Raw genomic sequence first — 20290 nt, 5'->3', positions numbered from 1 at the left:
TTAATTTATGATTGAACTTAATTGTTGACCATCCTCCAAAATAAATTCTTCATTTACATTCTTACCATTTGAGGCATCGTCAACACCGAAAACATGATGGTAAATCATATCATAGGCTTTCTCTGTGGTACATTCTGGTAGCTTGTTCAATTTTTTTGTGTTGTCTCCTTCAACATAGTTTTTTGGTTTTAAGAAAACAGGTGTATGCTTATGTACTCCATCCATAGTAAACTTAAACACATCAACACTTAATGCTAAAGATGTAATACGTGTTGTTGCACCATGAATGGTTGTTAGGGTAACTTTGGTGCCTTTTGCTATAAGTAGGTCTTTTTTTATGGCAATAAGTTTATCTGCCAACAAGAAGGTTTCCTGCAATTCTCTTTTAAAAACTGGTTTACTAAGGTTGTCATGTGATAATGGATTAAGCGTTGTTTTTGTATATAACAACAAATCCGAAAAAGGTGAATAATCAAATGCCAAGTCTTTAAGCATTTGCTCAAAACTCTCTCTCAATTCGCCCAACTCTTCCCTTAATAACACTGTTCCCTTTTCACCACTTTTTAATAAATACTTATCGTACAAAAGGCGTTTGAATTGGTACTCAAATTCCTTTCTTAAATAGTTTGCTGATGCTGGATAATCTTTGTAGTCCCTGCTTTTCTTATAATAAATTTCTGCCTTTTGATAATAATTTGAGGATTGGGAAATAATTAAAGGCAAATCAAAATCAACACCATTTTCAGAATGAGAATACATTTCTACTGTTTCCCATATGCTATTTGGCAAGTAATATTTCGCTGTTTCAAACCAATGATAATCGTAGGTAGTTATGAAAATTTGATAGTCATTAAAGAAAGGGTTTGCTTTGTATTTTATTGAACCGTCTTCATTTTTTTGTATGACATTTTCTAAGAAATTTGTTATATCGTTTATGCCTTCTTTCCATTCTATTGCTTTATATTCATTCAATATTTTTAGTAATGGAATACGGTTTGAAGTATCTAAGCCTATAAAAATATCGTCAAAGAAAAGGAACTTGATTTTTGTTTTCTGTTTGCTTTTAATAATTATACCCGAAAGGAAAATACACAAGGCTAATGCTGATAATCTTGCTTCATTCAAAATGGTTAAATGATTTTCTCCATTCTTGCTTGTGTCTATGCCATTATGCCAACATTTTAAAGCTATTTGAAATACAGGATAATTTTGTGTTTCGTAATCTATGTAAGTATCTATAACAGATAATTCAATTTTTAATTCGGGGAAGAAATAATGAAGCAGTTCATTGAGGATGATATTTATATCGGCAATATCTTTTTTGAAACCAATGTCAAATTTCTTGGCAATGTCTTCTTTTTGGGAGCGACTGGGTCTTGTACCTTTGCCTGCTACCCATAATTCTTTATAGTTTTGGCTGTAAGTTTTATTAGTTCCAATATTGACCGTTTGTGCTAAAATATCTTTTAAAATTAATTCAGCTAAATTTACCTGAAAGGCAAAACCGTCCGTAATATTCCCTATTAAATAGGTTTTTAACAATTCTCTGTATGATAAAAAACTGTTGCTTTTACTAGCATCCAATACATCCTTATCATTTTCTACATTACCACCGGGAGTACCATAAACCACTTGCTTTATATTTCCTTTAAAATCATTTAAAGTGATAGTAATATTTGCTGCTTGTTGAATTTGCTTTGTATCATCATCGGGGTCATTTATAAACTCATCTACTGCTAAGTGCCTTGAAAAATGTGCATTGCCATCTGTTACATTGGATGCTAAAAATAAATTCTTTAAGCCTTCGTATATACTGCTTTTACCACTTCCATTTTCGCCATAGATAAGCAAATTTTCACCAGTAGGTATTTCAATCTTATTGGTAGAACCATTGCCATAAAATGCTTTATAGTTAGTAAATTGTATTTCGGTTATCTTCATATGGTAACACTATTGTTGATAAGGTTAATTTGTGGAATAATAGTCATGTCTTCTACAGCATTGCGAATGGGGTTTCCTTGTTCGTGAGCTTTTATATATGCCTTACGAATTTGAAGTATTACAGGCTCTTTACTCTCCTTATCTATTTCAGGCAGCTGTGCGACATAACTGGCTACTTCAAAACTCTCATTAGCAAACGCTTCTTTGAAATATAATTCAAACACCAAAGCATTGGCAATCTGCTCGAAATAGATAAACATAAACTGGTCTGTAGGTTCCTGACTGTTTTCTTTTTTAAGGGCAACCAAATAATCTACCATTTTAGCAAATGGTTTTTCTTGCTCGTCTGAAATTTGTTTTACGGGAATTTTTTCAAAGAATACCTTTCTTAGTTCTCTTGTTCCTCCTTGTAATTCAGGGAAATTATCCGAGAAACAATACTTGAATAGTTTTGAATTGAAAAAGCAAGTAAGATATTTTAAGTGCTTACCAAGTAGGATAAAACTTTTGTCATTAGAATAGAAATTGTCCTTTTCATCATATACAAAAGGCATATACTTGGTCATATTGGGATATATGATTTTAGGCTTCTCAAAGTCCTTCCAATAATTTGAGCCGAATCGCTGTAGTGCGAACCATTCATATCTTATGCCTATTTCGGCTTGGTTTCTTGAGGATAGTTCTTTTTTAAATTTTAAAAGGTGATTGTAGATTGCGGGATAAAGCTTTTTAAATTCTGGTTCTGCTTTGGGAGTAGCTCCTACGATTTTAGAATCTTCATGTAATGGGAAATGCCATGGAATATAAACAAGCCACAAATCCGCAAATTCAGGATACCAAGAGGAGATATCCTTACCCCTAAGAATTGGCTTTAATACTTGCTCGCTACTTTCATGTTCTTGTATTAGCTTGTCCTTTTCTACACCTGTTATTATAAAGGCATCATTCAGGCCTGTTTTGAGCCCATAGTTTATAACAATGTCCCAATTTGTCAACGGAGTGCCTTGTTGTTCTACATAATCTTTAATGTCATAGATATCTTTTTCACCCACAACCCATGCGTTGTGATTTAATAATGAGAGTTTATAACCGTTACTTAAAACATACTCTTGTAAACTTTGGTCTTCAATATTGAAATCATTGTTTATACGGACTGCAAGTGTTTCTTTACTTTCGTGCTTGTTGGCTTTGGGCTTGTTTTGAAGAATAAAGATATTTGTGTCAACGGTAGCTGTTTCGAATACCTGAACATTGCCAAAATCTATGAGCAAAAGCGGATGTGTTTTTTCAGCAAAATATTTTCGAGTGCTAGCTCCATAATTTGCCCTCATCCATTTATTGGAAGTAATGTAACAAAGTATGCCCTTATCATTCAATAGCTGAACACCTCGTTCATAGAATAATGAATATATATCGCCTGTTCTTTCAAATGTGTCATACTGGTATGGCTGATACAATTTTGCCAATTTTCCACCATCTTTTTGAAGCTGCACATAAGGCGGATTGCCAATAACAATATCAAATCCATCTTTTACGCCAAACATCCACCATGCATCAAACCATGAGCAAGGGGCTGTTTGAAAATCAAAGGGATTGAAACCATAGAGCTTCGTATAAAACTCATAATTGTCTTTGGTTGCCAATTCACGCCAACTCAATAAATCAGTTTGAACCTTTTTAAATTGACGTTCTATCTTCAACTTCTCATCGCTGCTTACATTAAAGAAATCGTGACGGATTTTTGCTAATTCCTTCACTGCCAAACTTGCTTTGGCATCCATGTCCCAACTTTTTATTTCTCCTAAAGGAATTAGTGTGTTTGCACAAATGATTTTAAAGTCAAGGTTAGGCAATGGTTGTGGCTCTTGTTCATCAACAACCAAGCTCAACCAAAAACGCAAACGTGCTATATCAACCGCCCCTGCATCAATATCTACACCGTATATGCTTTCTTCAATGATGTGCTTCTTAATGTCTGCATCTGAAACACCCTTTTTAAATCCTTTCAGTTCCTGCAAATAGATTTGAGCATTAAAAATCTCTTGTAGCAATCCCATGGGAAAAGCACCTGAACCAATAGCAGGGTCGCAAATTTTTACTTGCTCTAAGGCATCAATTATTTTAAAAGCATTCTTCTCAGCAAACTGCTTTTCCTCACTGTCCAATTCTTGTTGTTGAATTACTTTGTCAATGGTTCGTTTTGCCAGCTCGTTATTGGCAAAGCTTTGTTCATCGTATGCAAAAAGATAAGCTTTCAAGCTTTCCTTGCACATATAATGGACTATTTCTTTTGGAGTGTAGAATGCTCCTTTGTCTTTATTGTCTTCCAACAAGTTTTCAAAGATGTGTCCGAGCATTTCAGGGTCAACGGCTACTGTGTGTTCGTCCGGCGCATCTTCATAAATGGTGAAGTTGTAATTATTAAACGTCTCAAACAAGTTTTGAAAAATATGCTCGGGCAAATGCAACTTGTTGTATTTCCTGTCCTGACTGTCGTCAAACAAACCACCATTTAAGTAAGGAAAACGTAGGGTGTGTGAACTTTTTTCAGAGTCAGGATTATTTAGAGTTTTAAAGAATAATGGCACTAACTCCTGAAAATAGAAATCGTCTTTGTGTTTTGATTTTTTGAAAAGGTCATACAAATAATCAGGATTGCCTTCACCCCACTTTTTACCTTGTGCAACAGCCAACCAACCTTTCTTTTGAATGAAATACAAAAAGACAATACGCCCCATCATTCGTTTACAGAAGTCACGGGCTTGTTTTTCGTCTTTATTAAAAAGTGCTGTTAATTGCCAATCGGGTTGGTGTATTACCTGTTCCACATATTTGTTTCCTTTCTTGCCGTATCTCTTACCAGTAAGGAATTGAACAAAATTTTCGTAAGTGTCTTTGTAGTTTTTAAAGAATTCCTTGCTCAATTTCTCCACTGAGAATGCTTCCTCAAATTCGTCTAAAGAAAGGAATTGAAATATATTTTCTTGCTGCTTTTGAATGAGTTTATCAAAGCGAATAGCAGCCGTAAGTGCTTTTTCACCTTTACCAAACAAGTATGTGTACCGTTTTGGTGCTGTTTCTTTGTCTTGTATTTCGTTGGTGTCTTTGTTTTTAACCTTCCGTTTACTGATGTAACTGAAACGCCACTTGTCGCCCTGCACAAAAACAACCATTGCACCTGCAACCTGTTTAGTCAGGTCTTTAATTAAATTTCTTAAAGCAACACGGTTTCGGGTAATGTTTACTTTCTCATTTAGTTCAACTTCAAAGATTCCGATTATGGTGTATTCGTTTATTTCGTAGTTACCCAAACTCAAACATTGTTTGCTCAATGTCTTGTCAGATAACGAAATGACACGGTCTTCTGCATTCAGTTTGTTGTTGGTAAACTGTGTTTGCAAAAAGCCTTTCCATACTTTTCTATTGTATGGACTTTCGAGTATTTGTCTTATTTCTGTTATTGTCATTGTGCAAGTCGTTTAGGAAACAAAAGTTTCGGAAATGATAATTTTGGGTTGCAATGGCTCCGTTTCTTTTTTTGCTTCCCGCTTAATTTTGGACGTATATTTCCGTGAAAGTTTTATCAACTCCATTTCCAATTTCATTGGATTTGTTTCGTTTCTCAATTTATAAACTTCGTTGGTCAGGTTGGTGTATGTTCCGTGTTTTAGCAAAGGCAACAAGTTTGCTCCTGCTTCAATAGCTTCAGGTGATGATAGAATTTGGTTTGCTAACCAATTATTCAAATCATTCAACGCCTTGTTTGACCTTACATCCAATTTGTCTTCATTTCCACTAATCATTTCAGGAGTTGTGATGTCTCTTTCAAACTGTTCTAAAATATAGTTGATTTGCTTGTAATGCAAATCAGGAACAGGCAAAATACCATCTTCTGATTTTGGTGCTTCAAAAATCTTTACTGCCTTTTCAAAAGGAATTGAAAATGATTTTCCTTCTGAATGCAAATAGATGTTCTTGTGGTCTCCATTTTTCACAAATGCAACACTGATTTCCTTTTCTGTCGCTTTGCGTATGCAGCGGACTTTTAAAGGCATTTTTCTGATTGCGTTAAAATGTTCTTCATTCTGTTCACGGTATTTACGCAACCATTCTAAATATTCTGTTCTCAGGTCTTTATCTTCTTCTTTTTCCTCAAACATTCTGAACTGGTCTATAATCTCATCCAGCGTATAGATTTTGTTATCCTCTCCAAATGTGCTGTGGCTACTTTGCAGTTTTACCAAAGATTTTTGACGAAGGTTGATGCGGTTGTCTCCGTGTTCGGAAGGGTAGAAGTTGTAATTGTAAATGTATTGGGCTTTTGTTCCAATTCGGTTGATACGTCCAAGACGTTGAATCAATCTTGTCGGATTCCAAGGAGTATCATAGTTTACAATTACATTGGCTCGGTGTAAGTTAATACCCTCTGCCAATACATCAGTTGTCAGAATGATGTCGTAATCGTTTCTAAAAGTTCCTTCGTAATTGGCATCAAAATTTTCACGAATGGTTTCAAACTCTTTGTTTCTGTTGTCGGACGTGATGCTAAGAACCTTGTAAAGCGTTTCCTTTTTTAGCCTTGAAGCCAAGTAATTTAAGGTGTCTGCTGATTCGGTAAAGATTACCAGTTTGCCTAACTCGTTTTTGTCTTTATTGAAATACTCGTTTTCAAGCAACTGAATAAACACATTCCATTTGGGGTCGTGGTGTTCTTCAATGGCTTGCCACCTTTCATTTAAGGCGTGTAAGTTTTCATAATCTCTACGCAAACCTTCAATAAATCCTGCTTTGAAATCAGCTTGTTTGAACTTTTTATTCTTTGGCTTTTCATCGTCTATTTTTAGAATCTCAATTTCAATTTCTTCATCGGTGTAGCCTTTGTTCAGCAAGTCCGAAATGTCTAAATCAGGAGCAATAAAAACACTGTCTCTTTCATACATTTCAATCATTTGTTTTGTTGAAGCAGTGATTTTGCTCAACGAATTTTTGAAAGCATAAAAACTACTTTCCAAACGTTTGATTAACTGCGTTTGCATAATGAAAGCCAAAGAACGGGAGATTGTTTGAGCACTTTGGTAAAGTCCATTATTTGCTTCGTCTGTCAAATAGGCAATTGCCTGATAGCGGAAAAAGTCAATTTTGCTTTTATCAATGATGCTGTTTGCCGTGTCAAGAAATAGCGTTGCTAAGTTGTGAGGCAATTCATATTCATTGGCAAATGGGTCAGCCACTTTCGGGAAAATGATACCTTGCTCTTGCAAGTCCTTTGCATAGCGTTCATTTTTCTTTAGGTCAGTTCGGGTTCTACGAATGGTAATGTCCTTTACAACTTTATCTCTGATGTCATTGAAAATGTCTTGTATAGCTTGTAAGTCAAGCGGAGTTTGTTGTATAAGCGTTTTGTATCGGATAATGTGCGGATAGAAATACTTCTGCAAATTCGGTTCTCCCAGGTTGCTATTTCTAATATCCTGAAATAGTGAGATGAGATAGTAAATGTCTTCGGGTTTGTTGTTCAATGGTGTTGCAGAAATCAGCACAACCTTTTTTTCAAAACCTTCAATGCCACCGATATTCTCACGACCAGATTTGCAGATTACCTGTAAGTTTTCAAACTGCTGACTTCTGTGGTTTCTGAATTTGTGTGCTTCGTCAACTAAAATCAAATCATAGCGTTCTTTGTCGGCATAGTTGTGGTCACCTTCTACAATTTTGCTCAAACTACCATTGGCAATAAAATGGCACTTTTCATCAATTCTAAATTCTTTGAAAGTGCTTTTCCAGTTCTTTTCCAGTGTAGGCGGATAAACAATTAATATTTTGGTTTTCGGTCCATTGTTGATTATAAATTTCTTAGCCAACAATGCAGCCATTATCGTTTTTCCTGTTCCAACTACGTCTGCTAAAAAGAAACCATTATGTTTTAGCAGTAACTCATAGCCCTGATTAACTGCATCAATTTGATAGCTTAGTTTTTTGAATTTCTTCAATGGAATATCGCTGATACTATCCGGATCGTATTCAATGTTCTTTCCGAAAAACTCAATTAGGAATTTTACATACAGTTCAAAAGGAGTTGGAGCAGCATCTAAATACGTTTTCTTTATCAATGCAGGTGCATCAACTGGAAGTATAGGTGTGCTTTGTTCCCATAGCTTTTCAAATTCGGTGTCGGCAAATTTTACGTTTTCATAATCTCTTAGCTCAACATTCATTTCGTAATTATGGTCAACGTCTTCCAATCCTAAACCTTGTGCTGAAAGATTAGATGAACCCATAATCACCATACCGTTGGGATTGTGTTCGTTGAAGTTTGGCGAAAGAAAAATGTAAAATTTTGAATGAAGCTTTTTTGAATTGTGTGCTCTGATTTCTATTCGTCCGTCTGCAATGTCACCAATCAATTGAATGATACCTGCTTCTATGTCTTTACCATATTTCGCATTGATGATGTCTTGCTGAACTGATTCAATAAATGATTCTTTGGTGTCTTTGGCGTTTAGATTAAATAGAAGTCCTTGTTTTTGGGCTAAAGCAATGAAAGGGTCAACATTGATACCTGCTATGATTTTTACTTTTAAATTCTCAGGGAAGTGTTTGCGAATTGCGAAATAACCTGATGCACGGAAATAGCCAATAACTGATTTGAAGTATTCTATATTCTGCATATGCTCAAACACACCTACAAATTTCTTGTATAGTGTATTGTCGCCTTGATTTGTAAAAAAATTTGACGCCATCTATTTTCTTTTTTTGATTTTCTTAGAAACTGATTTGAGTGCTTCGTCAGCTAATGGCTCGTCCTTTATCACATCCATAACTTGGTCAGCCAGCCAAAGTGTATAAAGCTCCTCTTTGTCGGCTTTAAGAATGTCAGCCAAGATTGCAATTTGCTCTTTCTTGATTGGTCTTTCGCCTCTTTCCATTTTGCTGATGATAGAAGTGTCAACGTCAAGTTTAGAAGCAACCTGTCTTAAAAGCAGGTTTTGCCTTGTTCTAAACTCTCTGATTTTGTCTCCGAGTTGTGTCGCCATTATAAATTTATTGTCTTGACAGATATTGGCAAATATAACAAAATTAATTATACCATTTTCCGTGTGTGTGCTAAAATTTGGCTCTTCGGGTTTTGTGAAGGGTCGGCTTGTGGGTTGGGCAAAACCAAATGTGCCAAATGCAGGCTGGCTTAAAAATGTTTTTAAAAAATGTGTGGTGGAAAAAAATAAAAAACATCGGGTTGGCTTGAGTGTCGGCTTACCTGTTGTCGAGTTGAAGTATGGTCTGTATGATGTCTTCCTGTCAAACTGTTTGTCTTGTGTAGTGTCGTCTTTTAGGCTTGCTTACAACAATTGAATATATGAACTCTCCCTCTCAAAAAAAATTGTTAATGATTTGGTTGCATCCGAAATATTTTGGGTAGTGTGTGTATTTCAACCTCAAAAGTGCGGGAGATCTACTTATAAGACTATGGAGGTATATCATTTGAGTTTATGCAGAGGCTCCTTATTTTATTAAACTTGCTTTTGCTCACACGAGTGAGCTAACACTCTTTAAGCATAAATAGTAAACGCTAAATATTACATCTGAGGTTTTGCAGGTGGTTACCAAATTATGAATATTAATAAAGCATGTTTTTATTCAGTAGGTTAGACGAGTTGTAAGCAATTGAAGTAATTCTGAAGTATAACGAAATGGAGATATAATGGGGAGGGATATGTCTTTATTACTGCCACAAATTATTTTGGAAACTACTTGCAAAAAGTAACAGGTATTAATGGAAATAAGTATAAAAAAAGCCGAAACAATTATTATTTCTCTTGTCTTTGTTACATTTATACCTATTTAATAATGGAGGAATGCAAGGGTAAGGAGGATTATCAACTTGAAATTAGAAAATCATATTATTACATATCATTCTACTGCAATAGAAGGTTGTTTATTGACAGCTGATGAAATTCGTTTATTCTTGAATAAAGGAGTCTTACCAGCTGGTAAATCCATCATTGATGTGATGATGGTTAAAGATCATGCTGCTGCTCTTACATATACTCTCGAAACTGCAGTTAAACGAAACCCAATTACAGTAGAGCTAATCAAACATATTAATGCACTTATTATGAAAAACACAGGGAGCATTTACAATACTCCCCTCGGACAGGTAGATGCATCCAACGGTGAATTTCGTAAGGGCAATGTTAGTGCTGGTGGTACATATTTCCCAGGTTATGATAAAGTAGAAAAGCTCACTAAAGAATTTGTCCGTTCCTTACAAGAAAAGATGCTACTACTTAACCCCAATAATATTGAAGATCAATTAAACTTATCCTTCGCAGCACATTACAATCTCGTTTCAATACACCCGTTTTACGATGGGAATGGCCGCACTAGTAGACTGATTATGAATTATATACAAGCCTATTATGGGCTACCATTAGGAACAGTTTTCATAGAGGACAAGGAGGAATATTTTAATGCCCTCCAAAAATCAAACCTTGAAGATAATATTAACTGGATAAGAACTTTTATGCTCAAACAATATAATAAAGCACAATTATTAACATAAAGTTTTTAATCGACTCAATGCTTACCAATTAAAAGCTTTTTCAGAACAATAAGATTGCTAGCACTACTGATATTACATCAGTATTCTTACTAGAATTTTTCTATTCCCTCTTTTTTGCCCCTTTTAGAAGGGCCCAAATTGCCTATTTCAAAGTATCGCTGACTGGAAATTACTTTTCCTTCCTCACCCCCTTAAAAGGCTTATTGTCAGCTTTCTGATCCATAAATCTACCTGTCTCAGTATCTCTTTTAACCCAGGCTTCTGTTTTCGAATTGTAAGTTTGACTTCTCTCCTTAACCTGACCATTTCTGTGGCCATCTCCAGATTTACCATTTTTTGCCATTGTAATAAATTTTAATTTGTTATGTTTATGTTCACGATTTTGTGAATTTAAATATAATAATTCACAATTTTGTGAATTATTTTTGTAAATTTGCTAAACCGTTTCTATTGGAATTGATTTTCAAAGACTTAAACCTTATTGATCTTTATGAGGGAACAAAGATTTCTGATAAAAAATATCGGTTTGATCCCGCATTAATAAAACAGTATCAAAAAGTAATATTTCGCTTAAGGGCTATAGAAAACATTGAGCAATTATATCAATTTCACGCATTGAATTATGAAAAGTTAAAAGGGAATTTAAAAGGTAAAAGTTCTGTCCGAATTAATAAGAAATATAGATTAATCTTTGAGGAGATACAGAGCACAGATAGTCCACCCGAAATAACTATACTATTGATTGAAGAAATAAGTAACCATTACGAATAGTATATATCAGAAATACTGATTTATAACTATTAACTGGGCTCACCCCAGTAAAAACCAGTGCAAAAAAACGCTATGTCAACTGCAAGTAAGAACCTAGTCCCAGGGAATTTAATTCATCCTGGTGAAATTTTATCTGACGAACTTGAAGCCAGAGAAATTAGCCAAAAGAATTTTGCTATTAAATTAGGTATCCAGCCCTCATTGCTTAATGAAATTATCAAAGGTAAACGTGGAATAACTGCCGAACATGCACTATTAATTGGTAGAGAATTAAAGATGGATCCATCAATTTGGATAAATCTTCAAAGCAACTTTGAGCTAGATAAAGAGCGGGTAAATCAAAAAACCTTGCAGAGATTATTTGCCATTGATCAATGGAATATGATTGAATCAATGATCCCTGTAAAGTTTTTTAAAAAACAAGAAGTAATCTCCGGAGATCCAATAATTGATATTCCTGTTATTAAATCAGTATATCGAATTAACCATCTCGATCAATTACCAGAAGCATTTAATAGCCCAAGTATGGTGCATTTTAGGCGGTCTGAAAAGCTTTCTACAGATAGAATTAATCTAACAGGATGGCTAAACCTTGTAAAGTATAAAGCTAAAAATATTGTAGTAAGTCAATTTGATAGTCGTAAAGAGAAGGAATTAATATCAGATTTAAAAAATATCATCCAACAAAATCTGAATGTTATCGATAGCTGTGTTGCAACATTAAGTAAATATGGTATCAAACTAATTGTACAGATTCATCCTGAAAAATGCCCGATTGATGGTGTTTCGTTCTGGAGTGATGGGAATCCTGCAGTGGGTCTTACAATAAGACACAAACGTCTAGATAATTTTGCTTTTACACTTTTTCATGAATTAGGACATATCTTCAGCCATCTTATAAATAATAACAATGCTGAATTTATAGATATAGAAAATAATGAGGGTGCGGCTAAAGATCAAAATTCAATAATGGAGAACGAAGCTAATTGCTATGCGAATGATAAACTTATAGACAAAACTGCATGGGATGAGTTTTTTTCAAAGTCCATTAGATTACATAAAAGCTCGGTCATAGAATTTGCTCATTCGCAAAAAATACACCCAGCAATTGTAAAAGGACGGCTTTCACATGAACTTAAATCTTTTTCATTACCGTTAGATATTGATAATTCAATACATTAAATAAATCAATTTGTCAATTCTTTACATCTTAAAAGACGTCAATACATCTGAATAATACTCGTCAGTTTTAATATCAAAGCCGGCAAGATATTTTTCTGTTGTAAGTAAATTAGTATGCCCTAACTTGTCACTTATGTATTTAATTGGGGCCTTCCCTTCTTGAGCTAAGATTGTTGCAAAAGAATGACGAGCCACATAAGTAGTAAGCTTAATATTAATACCAACCTTCTCACCAATTTTTGTCATCCATTCATTTGTAACCTTTGTAAACTGCTTGATCTTATTCCTAATAACAATGAAGTCATCGTCATCTGATATGATATCAAATAAGTAAGAATCTGGCTTAATACTTTCCTTTTTACGCCACTTATGAATAAGCTCATCAACTTTTTCTGATCTAAAAACAGTTATTACCTTAGGATTAGCCCTTCTGCTAAGTTTAGTTTTCTCTCGAACAAAGGATATCTGCTTTGGTTGCAGATTCTTAATTTTTAATTGACAAATATCCATCATATTTATTCCATTACACAGATAACTAAGAAGCCAGAAATCTCGAGATCTTTCTTCAAAATATCCATTTGTACATTGATAATTTATAATCTTGGAAATGTCATTTAATCCAATTGCTTTCTTAACATTATTTCCGGTAGGGATAACATATTTATGCTTGCCAAATGGATACTCTTGTTTTGTAATTAACCCTTCATTTAAAGCAATATTTAAGATAACACGAAGAGGTCTCAAATAAATTCCAACAGTAGTAATACTTCTCCCTTTGCCCAATAGATATTCTTCAAAATCAGATAAGTACCCGGCTGTTATTTCTGATACTTTCTTATCACCTTTAAAGTTAATTAATGCATTTAATGCCGTTTGATAGGCTTCAGCGGTTCCAATGCGCCTTTCTGTAGTTAATTGATCGATATATTCTCTAAAAAAGTTATTAATTGTCCTGGATTTACCCGATTTCTTATAAAATCGCTTTTCAAACTTGGAGAATGAAAAAACATCCATTAGTCTTATAGTTTGCTCAGCATCCAGTTCTAAGGCACTGATCTCATTTCGAATCGTTCTTAGTCGCCCCTTGACCTGGTCGGAATTGATTGCCTCCCATTCTTCAGTAGAAACATCATAAATGGTATTATAGTATCGCCTCTCCCCTTTACAGGTAAGTCTAAGCTTTAAGGGATATTTACCAGAAAGCTTACCTCTCCGGGTATCTGGGACTACTTTGACTGTAACTCGCTGCTCTTTCATCGTATAACCTTAAATTTGATACATGATTTGATACATGTTTTTTGAAAACAACTATCAAAAGCAAAAATCAAGTTTAAGCAATATTTCTCTGAAATGCAGTAATAGCAAGGATTTTATGAATTTTTATTATAAATCGTTAACAGCTGATAACAAAATAAAAGTGACTCATAATCAGGGGGTCCCAGGATCATGCCCTGGTGGGCCCACAGAGTTAACCACTCAAAATCAATCACTTACGTTCTCGAAATGTAGGTGATTTTTTACTTAAGGATGCCCCTGCCAGTTCCTGCCAGATTTTGATGATCATTGAACCCGCCTCGTTAACATGATCTAGGTTACTACCAAATATGGAAGAAGGTCACAAATCTTTCGACTCAGGTTGTATGCTGTCTGCGGCTCGGGGACAATTTACAATCCACTTCTAAATAAGATTTTAGGCCTAAATATGTTCCAAAGTGGTATAGGGGAACAAGGAGGAGCTTTAGTAGCTAGCCAAATAGCATGCATAGTAATACCTTAAATGCTCAAATAATTCAGAAAATACACGCGTATGAAAATTATAGCAATCAGCATTGTTTTACTGACTTTTCCCTGTCTGGTAAATGCTCAATCAAATTCAAAACTTCGCCTTGACAAGACAATGGATAGTATTGCCAAACACAATCCATTACCAACATTTATCGTTGGCGGGATTAATAAAAATGGGGTTTTTTACGAATATCATCATGGCAATAAAATTTGGAGTAAAAAAACACCCGTCAATGACGATCATATTTTCAGAATCTATTCAATGACAAAAGCCATAGCTACAGTTGCAGCAATGCAATTAGTAGAACAAGGTAAATTACAATTAGACCAGCCTTTAGACAATTTATTGCCAGAAATGGCTGCCATTCCAATACTTACTAAAGATGGAAACTTAGTAAAGCCTAACAAATCAATCACATTAAGACATTTATTAACGCATACAGCCGGTTTTGCATATCCATTTTTACATAATGGACTTGATCAATTTAGCAAACATATGCCTGCAGATTATCATTATTCCGACTTGCCAAGAGTATTTGAAGCGGGTGATAAATGGCAATATGGCACCAATATTAACTGGGTAGGCAAATTGGTAGAAAAAGTATCTGGCAAAGATCTTGAAACATACATTCACGAGAATATTAGCAAACCACTAGGAATGAGTAGAACATTTTTCACTGTTCCAGATTCCTTAATCGGCGAAATCACCACATTCGGACAGTTAAACGGTGAAAAATTTGAGGCTGATACAGCTTGGCAATATAAAGATCTGAAACCCAAAACTTATGATGCAGGTGGTGGCCTGTTTAGTACTTTTCACGACTATGCACAATTTATCAGGTGTATTTTGAATGATGGCACACTGAATAAACATCAAATACTAAAAAAATCAACTATTGATGTAATGTTTGAGAATAATATGGGCAGTTTGGAAACCCTACTGGAAGATCCAACGAATGCATACCCTTTTTTGACAAGCCCCAATTCACACTTTTTAGAAAATAACAAATTTGGAATCGGCTGGGCTATAGATCAAAACGGAAGAAAAGGTATTCGAAATCCTGGAACTGTCTTTTGGTCAGGTATCGCAAATACTTTTTATAGCATAGATCGAAAGAGAGGCAAAGCCGTCTTATTTTTTAGTAATACGCTGCCATTTAGCAATCAATATGCTGAATCTGCAAACTTTAAAGCAGAAGGAGCCATATATAATATCAAATAGTAACAAGAGGATGTACATAATAAAATATACCAACCTAATTGCAGAAAGAGGGTATGATCATAAAAAGAATTCACTTTTACTAACAATAAAATCCTACTAAGATGACAAAAATGCTTTTATCAGTTTTAATGGTATCGAGCTTATTCGCATGCAAGGAAGAAACAAAGCCTTCATTCGATTTAGTAAATGCTAAAAAAGAAATTGAAGCGACTAATCAAGTAATCATGGAAACTTTTGCCAAAGGGGATTCAGCAGGAATGGCAGCAGCATATAGTAAAGAAGGATCTGTCATGTTAAACTATATGCCATCCGTAAAAGGAAAGGAAAACTTAACCAAAGTTTGGGGTAGCTTTATGAATGCTGGTTTGAGCAAGATAGAGTTAACAACTTTGGAAGTATGGGGTGACGAGAACTACATCACAGAAGAAGGTGTCTTTACCGTAAAATCAAAAGAAGATAACCAGTTAGATAAAGGAAAATACCTGGTTCTTTGGAAAAAAGAAGATGGTAAATGGAAGTTACATAGAGATATGTCAAACACAGATTTGCCTTTGGCAACAAAATAACTATACAATTAAAATGATTTATACAACAGAGGCCCCTAATAACAGGGGCTTCTGTTGTCTTTTTTTCTGATTTAGATTAACCAGCTTTATTGAAAGCCTAACCTTTTACAGCTTTCGCGAATCCGATAAAGTGAACAATCTTCCCGTTTTCAAATCTGAAAGCATCAACCCATTGGTATTTTTGTGTTTTACCATCCGGGGTTACAAGATCAGCTTCATCCCAAATATCTACCCACTGGTGTCCATTTTCGCCAACCACAGGCAATATGGCAGCTATTTGAAAATTTTTGATAGTGATTCCGGCGAAATTCTTTTCCATAAAATCTACTATTGCTGCTTTCCCTTTTAAAACTGAGCCATCATCATTATTTAACTGTGCCGTATCAGCTATCAATTCTCCTGCTTGTTTAAAGTCTTTCTCAAACAATAATTTGTGAAATTGTTCTGCCAACAATACATTCTTTGGATCACCTATTTTAAAGTTGTCGGTGTACGTTGGCTTAAAAATGTGGGCAACTGGATTTGGCTGTTTTTCAGCGCCTTCGCTTTTTTTACCTGAATCAGTACAAGCAATCAATAAAGCTGATACAAGAACACTTACCAATAATTTTTTCATGATTTTTTTTGAGTTCAATTTATATAGCAACCGGATCTAAAACGACCGTTTTTTAATAAAAAATGTTCCGGATTCATAAAAGGGAACAAGCTAGATAAGGAAAGCAACTAAACGAAAGGGAAAATCAATGTTTCTTAGTGTGATAAACTTTAAATATCATCAAATGAAAAAAATTATCTTTTTATCCATGCTTTATGCAATCGGATTAAACGTGACAGCTCATGCTCAAAAAGCCATTAACTCTGTACATTTTTATGACATAAAAAATGCAGAAATGGAAAAAACCTATATGGCCAGCATAAAAGAAATCAATGCAATTATTGCTGAAATCGGGTTCCCGAAAAATTATTACAGCTGCTTTAAATTAGATGCTTCTGACACCACTAAAACCTATAGAAATTGCACTATCGGGCATTGGGTTTCCGAAAAAGAGTACAAAGCTATCCACAACCACCCAAAATTTAAAGCCTGGGCAACCAAGAATAAAGACAACAACGCTGTTTTTATAACTGGTCAATTGTATAGAAAATATTATGCTGTAGACTAATGAATAAGCACTAAGTGCTTCTAAAAAATCAGGAAGTATTATCCCTATTTATTAGAAAAGGAATGCATGTAAAGGGTTTATGAAGTGAAATTCATAGACCCTTTTACTGGGAGCGAGCGAGTCTATGCGGTTTTTTATTTTTGTCAGAAAAACAGGAGTGAGAATTGGTTGTAGCCTTTATTAAAAGGGCTCCCATTAACAGGGGCCCTTTTTAATACAAAATATTTACTTATTTACAGAAGGCACGGGCAAGTCTGAGTTGAACATATCTCTATGTAACTTCCATTTACCATCTTCTTTTTTCCAAAGCACTAAATATTTGCCTTTTTCTATAACAGTGCCATCTTTGATGTTTAATGCGAAAGTACCTTCTTCCATAATTGAATTTTCATCTCCCCAAATTTCTTTAGAAGTCAGTTTTATTCCAGTTATGCCTGCCTTAAAAATGCCTGATACAGCTGATATAATAGCGGGTCTTCCCTCTGCCCCCGGATTATTGGGACTCATAAATTTTGCATCAACTGTATACACATTAGTTGCTAAGCCAACCGAGTCTCCGTTGCTTACATAATTTTCAAATGCTTTGTTGACTTCATTGATCTCTTTTTGGGCATTGATTGGATCAAAAGCAGGTTTTATTTCAGTTTTTGACTGACAAGCAACAAGGCTAGTTACCAAGGTAAAACAGGAGATTAGTCTTTTCATATGTATACTTTTTTTGAAATATAAAAATGAAATATTCAGATCAAAGATTCGTATTTATCGTATCCCTAAATGTTCCAAAAGGGTATTTGGGAACAGATTGGGTATTAAAATGACAACTTGATCGATTTTATACTATCTTAATACCCATTGAATTTATAATCAACCATTTATGGCAATATTTTTCCCCTTATTTGGGATTTTTACTTCCTTTATTCTTCTATACTATTTAAGTGCCTTAAACAGATCCAATAACTTTCTTGCACTTTTTTTCCTGTGTTGCAACCTGGTGGTATTGGTATATTATGGGTTACATTTTACAAAGGACATTTTCTGGGAGGGCGTTTGTTTTGTTAATTGGCTCCCGCTTTCTTACTTATTAGGACCACTTCTATTTTATTATGTTAAGACCACCCTATCAGATAGTAACAAATTGGGGAAATGGGATTGGCTTCATCTGATTCCGCATTTTTGACAATTATCAATTGTCTGCCATTTACGACCCTGCCTTTTGAACAAAAGAAACAAATTGCACATGAAATTGTAAATGTAACAGAGAACTATTCCTTAGATTTTAATTTCGTTTCTTTTGAGTTTATTCTATTGTCGCGATCAGTTCACTTGTTTATTTATTCCGTAGCCTCTCTTATTTATTTTTATATACACGGAAAACAAACATTGAGAAAATTTGGAAGACTACCATCCAATCATTCTATTATCAAAAGATGGGTGTATTTATTAGGTACGATTCAAATTGTTATTGCAGTGAATAGCATTGGGCACATGTCTACTTTGTATGATTTTCATTATACTGTGTTTGGCATCCCTGCGAAAGAGTTTTTTACAGAAAAAAATTATTTTGGTATTTGCGGAGGAGGCTTCTTTCTTCAAAATATATTTTTATTTCTATTCCCCAAGATTCTTTACGGCAACATATCTTACTCAGTTCAACAAGGAAAGGATACGATTATTGAAGAGATAAAATCTAACCTGCCCAGGAAAACAAAGGAAATGTCTACGGTTTATGATTTCGAAAAAACCATAGAAAATTATTTGAAAACCACCCCATTTATACAAAAGGAGTTCTCACTCTCACAAATGTCCTTTGATTTAAAAATTCCGGAAAGAGTTTTGTCAAACTATTTTAATAAAGAATTGTCAATTACGTTCAGCGAGTGGAGAAAACGTTTAAGAATTGACTATGTATGTAAATTGATTGATTACGGAGAATCTAAAAATTTAACCCTCGAAGCAATTGCCAATAACGCGGGGTTTGCTTCCAGATCCAAATTTATTGACGCTTTTAAAGAGCGAAAGGGAGTAACCCCTTCCGCTTATATAAAATCAATTACACCTTTATAATTATTTAGCGATTAAGCCAAGTTGTTGTAAAAAAGTAAGGTTGTCAAAGAAATCCTGCTCTTCCGTAATTTTCCCATTGATAATTGTTGCAATAGTACAGCCAATTACATCAACATCTTTATTGGTTGCAGGGATCCCAAAGAAAGTTCCAGTATGCTTGCCTTTGAATTGCCAATACTTTACCAATTTGTTCCCTTGGGCAAAAGTTTCCTTAACAATAAATTGTCTATTGGAAAACCCAGCTACATAATTAGCATAATACGCAACACAATTCGCTTTCCCTTTCGTCTCTGGTACAGTATGCAATACTGCATTGTCTGCGTAAGCAGTATCCAGGATATTTATCCTGCCTTCGTTGATGGCAACATCCCAAACATGGCTATAAAATTTGATGTTCCTGGTTGCAACGTCAGCCTTTTGTGCAAAAATTTGCAAGCTACTCATTACACATAATACTAATGCAGGGGCAAAATGTTTTTTTCTCATAGATTCATTTTTATTGAAGCATAAAACTAGACCTGTCAATTTTTCCCTAAAAAGATTAAGTATCAAAACATGTTCCCAATTGCGTTTATAGGAACATTTTTACTTAGCAATGAAAATAAATACTTGTAGGTCGTTTTTATCATTAAAAAAATGACCCCCATTGACAGTTTCCTGCCGATGGTGGTCGCCGACCAGCATCCAACGATTCCATTAGATGTCATTTTTCCTGCCATCAGATCCATCCGGCATATCATTGTCTGCTGTAGAGTGTTTGAACTGCAGGTCAGGCAACGAAAATAACAGGAGGTTCCTTTGCCATACCTGTCTTCCGCAGGGGAACTTTCGGGGAAAACAATGAATACCTGCTTATTTGCTGCAAAACTCAGCTACCAGGTACTTACTGCAATAAAAAGCTGACACAAGGATTCATTCCCTACTGCTTCCCAATTCAAAGCGCCCACCTCTTCATTCCTTTCCCAGTAGCTTCCCGGTCACTTCCCGACCGCTTCCCGGTTGCTTCCCGGTGCCTACCCGGTGATAGTTCAGTATA

Annotated in this window: 16 protein-coding genes; 7 read left to right on the top strand and 9 right to left on the bottom strand. The window is 34.9% G+C overall.

Features of this window, described 5'->3' with window-relative positions:
* Genes ACH3Y6_RS03650 through ACH3Y6_RS03635 form a run of 4 tightly spaced genes read right to left on the bottom strand, consistent with a single transcriptional unit; the run spans position 1 to position 8975 of the window.
* Entirely contained in the window at positions 1-1941 is a 1941-nt protein-coding gene (locus tag ACH3Y6_RS03650; protein WP_490834218.1) for an OLD family protein, read from the bottom strand.
* Positions 1938-5408 (bottom strand): Eco57I restriction-modification methylase domain-containing protein, encoded by a 3471-nt coding sequence (locus ACH3Y6_RS03645; protein WP_490834217.1) that lies wholly within the window; start codon positions 5406-5408, stop codon positions 1938-1940. The genes ACH3Y6_RS03650 and ACH3Y6_RS03645 overlap by 4 nt, the downstream gene beginning before the upstream one ends.
* A 12-nt stretch (positions 5409-5420) precedes the next feature.
* Positions 5421-8681 (bottom strand): helicase-related protein, encoded by a 3261-nt coding sequence (locus tag ACH3Y6_RS03640; RefSeq protein ID WP_490834216.1) that lies wholly within the window; start codon positions 8679-8681, stop codon positions 5421-5423.
* Positions 8682-8975: a helix-turn-helix domain-containing protein gene (locus tag ACH3Y6_RS03635; protein ID WP_490834215.1), complete on the bottom strand. Its 294-nt coding sequence runs from the start codon at positions 8973-8975 to the stop codon at positions 8682-8684.
* Positions 8976-9820: 845 nt separating this feature from the next.
* Between ACH3Y6_RS03635 and ACH3Y6_RS03630 the strand changes: the two genes are divergently transcribed.
* Positions 9821-10501 carry a Fic family protein gene (locus tag ACH3Y6_RS03630; protein ID WP_490834214.1) on the top strand — a complete coding sequence of 227 codons (681 nt, stop codon included), beginning with the start codon at positions 9821-9823 and terminating at the stop codon, positions 10499-10501.
* A gap of 169 nt (positions 10502-10670) precedes the next feature.
* Here the strand turns inward: ACH3Y6_RS03630 and ACH3Y6_RS03625 are convergent, their stop codons facing one another.
* Positions 10671-10844, bottom strand: a complete 174-nt coding sequence (locus ACH3Y6_RS03625; RefSeq protein WP_490834213.1) for a hypothetical protein — start codon at positions 10842-10844, stop codon at positions 10671-10673.
* A gap of 107 nt (positions 10845-10951) precedes the next feature.
* On the opposite strand from ACH3Y6_RS03625, the gene ACH3Y6_RS03620 reads away from it, so the two are divergent.
* Together ACH3Y6_RS03620 and ACH3Y6_RS03615 are read left to right on the top strand one after the other, a co-directional pair.
* Complete coding sequence (locus tag ACH3Y6_RS03620; RefSeq protein ID WP_490834212.1) at positions 10952-11272, top strand: type II toxin-antitoxin system RelE/ParE family toxin; 321 nt, start codon at positions 10952-10954, stop codon at positions 11270-11272.
* 72 nt (positions 11273-11344) lie between these two features.
* Positions 11345-12454, top strand: a complete 1110-nt coding sequence (locus ACH3Y6_RS03615) for a HigA family addiction module antitoxin (RefSeq protein ID WP_490834211.1) — start codon at positions 11345-11347, stop codon at positions 12452-12454.
* Between the two features lie 21 nt (positions 12455-12475).
* On the opposite strand, the gene ACH3Y6_RS03610 is transcribed toward ACH3Y6_RS03615, so the two are convergent.
* Positions 12476-13711: a tyrosine-type recombinase/integrase gene (locus ACH3Y6_RS03610; protein WP_490834210.1), complete on the bottom strand. Its 1236-nt coding sequence runs from the start codon at positions 13709-13711 to the stop codon at positions 12476-12478.
* 550 nt (positions 13712-14261) lie between these two features.
* Between ACH3Y6_RS03610 and ACH3Y6_RS03605 the strand changes: the two genes are divergently transcribed.
* Together ACH3Y6_RS03605 and ACH3Y6_RS03600 are read left to right on the top strand one after the other, a co-directional pair.
* Entirely contained in the window at positions 14262-15461 is a 1200-nt protein-coding gene (locus ACH3Y6_RS03605; protein WP_490834209.1) for a serine hydrolase domain-containing protein, read from the top strand.
* 101 nt (positions 15462-15562) lie between these two features.
* Positions 15563-16027 (top strand): YybH family protein, encoded by a 465-nt coding sequence (locus ACH3Y6_RS03600; protein WP_490834208.1) that lies wholly within the window; start codon positions 15563-15565, stop codon positions 16025-16027.
* A gap of 97 nt (positions 16028-16124) precedes the next feature.
* Here ACH3Y6_RS03600 and ACH3Y6_RS03595 read toward each other — a convergent pair whose 3' ends face one another.
* Positions 16125-16643 (bottom strand): nuclear transport factor 2 family protein, encoded by a 519-nt coding sequence (locus ACH3Y6_RS03595; RefSeq protein WP_490834207.1) that lies wholly within the window; start codon positions 16641-16643, stop codon positions 16125-16127.
* Between the two features lie 163 nt (positions 16644-16806).
* On the opposite strand from ACH3Y6_RS03595, the gene ACH3Y6_RS03590 reads away from it, so the two are divergent.
* Entirely contained in the window at positions 16807-17190 is a 384-nt protein-coding gene (locus tag ACH3Y6_RS03590; RefSeq protein ID WP_490834206.1) for a hypothetical protein, read from the top strand.
* A gap of 225 nt (positions 17191-17415) precedes the next feature.
* Here ACH3Y6_RS03590 and ACH3Y6_RS03585 read toward each other — a convergent pair whose 3' ends face one another.
* Complete coding sequence (locus tag ACH3Y6_RS03585) at positions 17416-17895, bottom strand: YybH family protein (RefSeq protein ID WP_490834205.1); 480 nt, start codon at positions 17893-17895, stop codon at positions 17416-17418.
* A gap of 438 nt (positions 17896-18333) precedes the next feature.
* Between ACH3Y6_RS03585 and ACH3Y6_RS03580 the strand changes: the two genes are divergently transcribed.
* A complete protein-coding gene (locus ACH3Y6_RS03580; RefSeq protein WP_490834204.1) occupies positions 18334-19254 on the top strand; it encodes a helix-turn-helix domain-containing protein in 921 nt (306 codons plus the stop codon).
* Here ACH3Y6_RS03580 and ACH3Y6_RS03575 read toward each other — a convergent pair whose 3' ends face one another.
* Complete coding sequence (locus ACH3Y6_RS03575) at positions 19255-19740, bottom strand: ester cyclase (RefSeq protein WP_490834203.1); 486 nt, start codon at positions 19738-19740, stop codon at positions 19255-19257.
* Positions 19741-20290 lie beyond the last annotated feature (550 nt).

The organism is Sediminibacterium sp. FW305-C-269 (assembly GCF_058231045.1).
The sequence above is the reverse complement of the archived record's forward strand: the minus strand, read 5'-3'. Positions and strand labels throughout refer to the sequence as shown.

Excerpts from the sequence above, each read along its gene's own strand:
- ACH3Y6_RS03650 (WP_490834218.1), bottom strand. The coding sequence starts at position 1,941 with ATGAAGATAACCGAAATACAATTTACTAACTATAAAGCATTTTATGGC.
- ACH3Y6_RS03645 (WP_490834217.1), bottom strand. The coding sequence starts at position 5,408 with ATGACAATAACAGAAATAAGACAAATACTCGAAAGTCCATACAATAGA.
- ACH3Y6_RS03640 (WP_490834216.1), bottom strand. The coding sequence starts at position 8,681 with ATGGCGTCAAATTTTTTTACAAATCAAGGCGACAATACACTATACAAG.
- ACH3Y6_RS03635 (WP_490834215.1), bottom strand. The coding sequence starts at position 8,975 with ATGGCGACACAACTCGGAGACAAAATCAGAGAGTTTAGAACAAGGCAA.
- ACH3Y6_RS03625 (WP_490834213.1), bottom strand. The coding sequence starts at position 10,844 with ATGGCAAAAAATGGTAAATCTGGAGATGGCCACAGAAATGGTCAGGTT.
- ACH3Y6_RS03615 (WP_490834211.1), top strand. The coding sequence starts at position 11,345 with ATGTCAACTGCAAGTAAGAACCTAGTCCCAGGGAATTTAATTCATCCT.
- ACH3Y6_RS03610 (WP_490834210.1), bottom strand. The coding sequence starts at position 13,711 with ATGAAAGAGCAGCGAGTTACAGTCAAAGTAGTCCCAGATACCCGGAGA.
- ACH3Y6_RS03605 (WP_490834209.1), top strand. The coding sequence starts at position 14,262 with ATGAAAATTATAGCAATCAGCATTGTTTTACTGACTTTTCCCTGTCTG.
- ACH3Y6_RS03600 (WP_490834208.1), top strand. The coding sequence starts at position 15,563 with ATGACAAAAATGCTTTTATCAGTTTTAATGGTATCGAGCTTATTCGCA.
- ACH3Y6_RS03595 (WP_490834207.1), bottom strand. The coding sequence starts at position 16,643 with ATGAAAAAATTATTGGTAAGTGTTCTTGTATCAGCTTTATTGATTGCT.
- ACH3Y6_RS03590 (WP_490834206.1), top strand. The coding sequence starts at position 16,807 with ATGAAAAAAATTATCTTTTTATCCATGCTTTATGCAATCGGATTAAAC.
- ACH3Y6_RS03585 (WP_490834205.1), bottom strand. The coding sequence starts at position 17,895 with ATGAAAAGACTAATCTCCTGTTTTACCTTGGTAACTAGCCTTGTTGCT.
- ACH3Y6_RS03580 (WP_490834204.1), top strand. The coding sequence starts at position 18,334 with ATGGGATTGGCTTCATCTGATTCCGCATTTTTGACAATTATCAATTGT.
- ACH3Y6_RS03575 (WP_490834203.1), bottom strand. The coding sequence starts at position 19,740 with ATGAGAAAAAAACATTTTGCCCCTGCATTAGTATTATGTGTAATGAGT.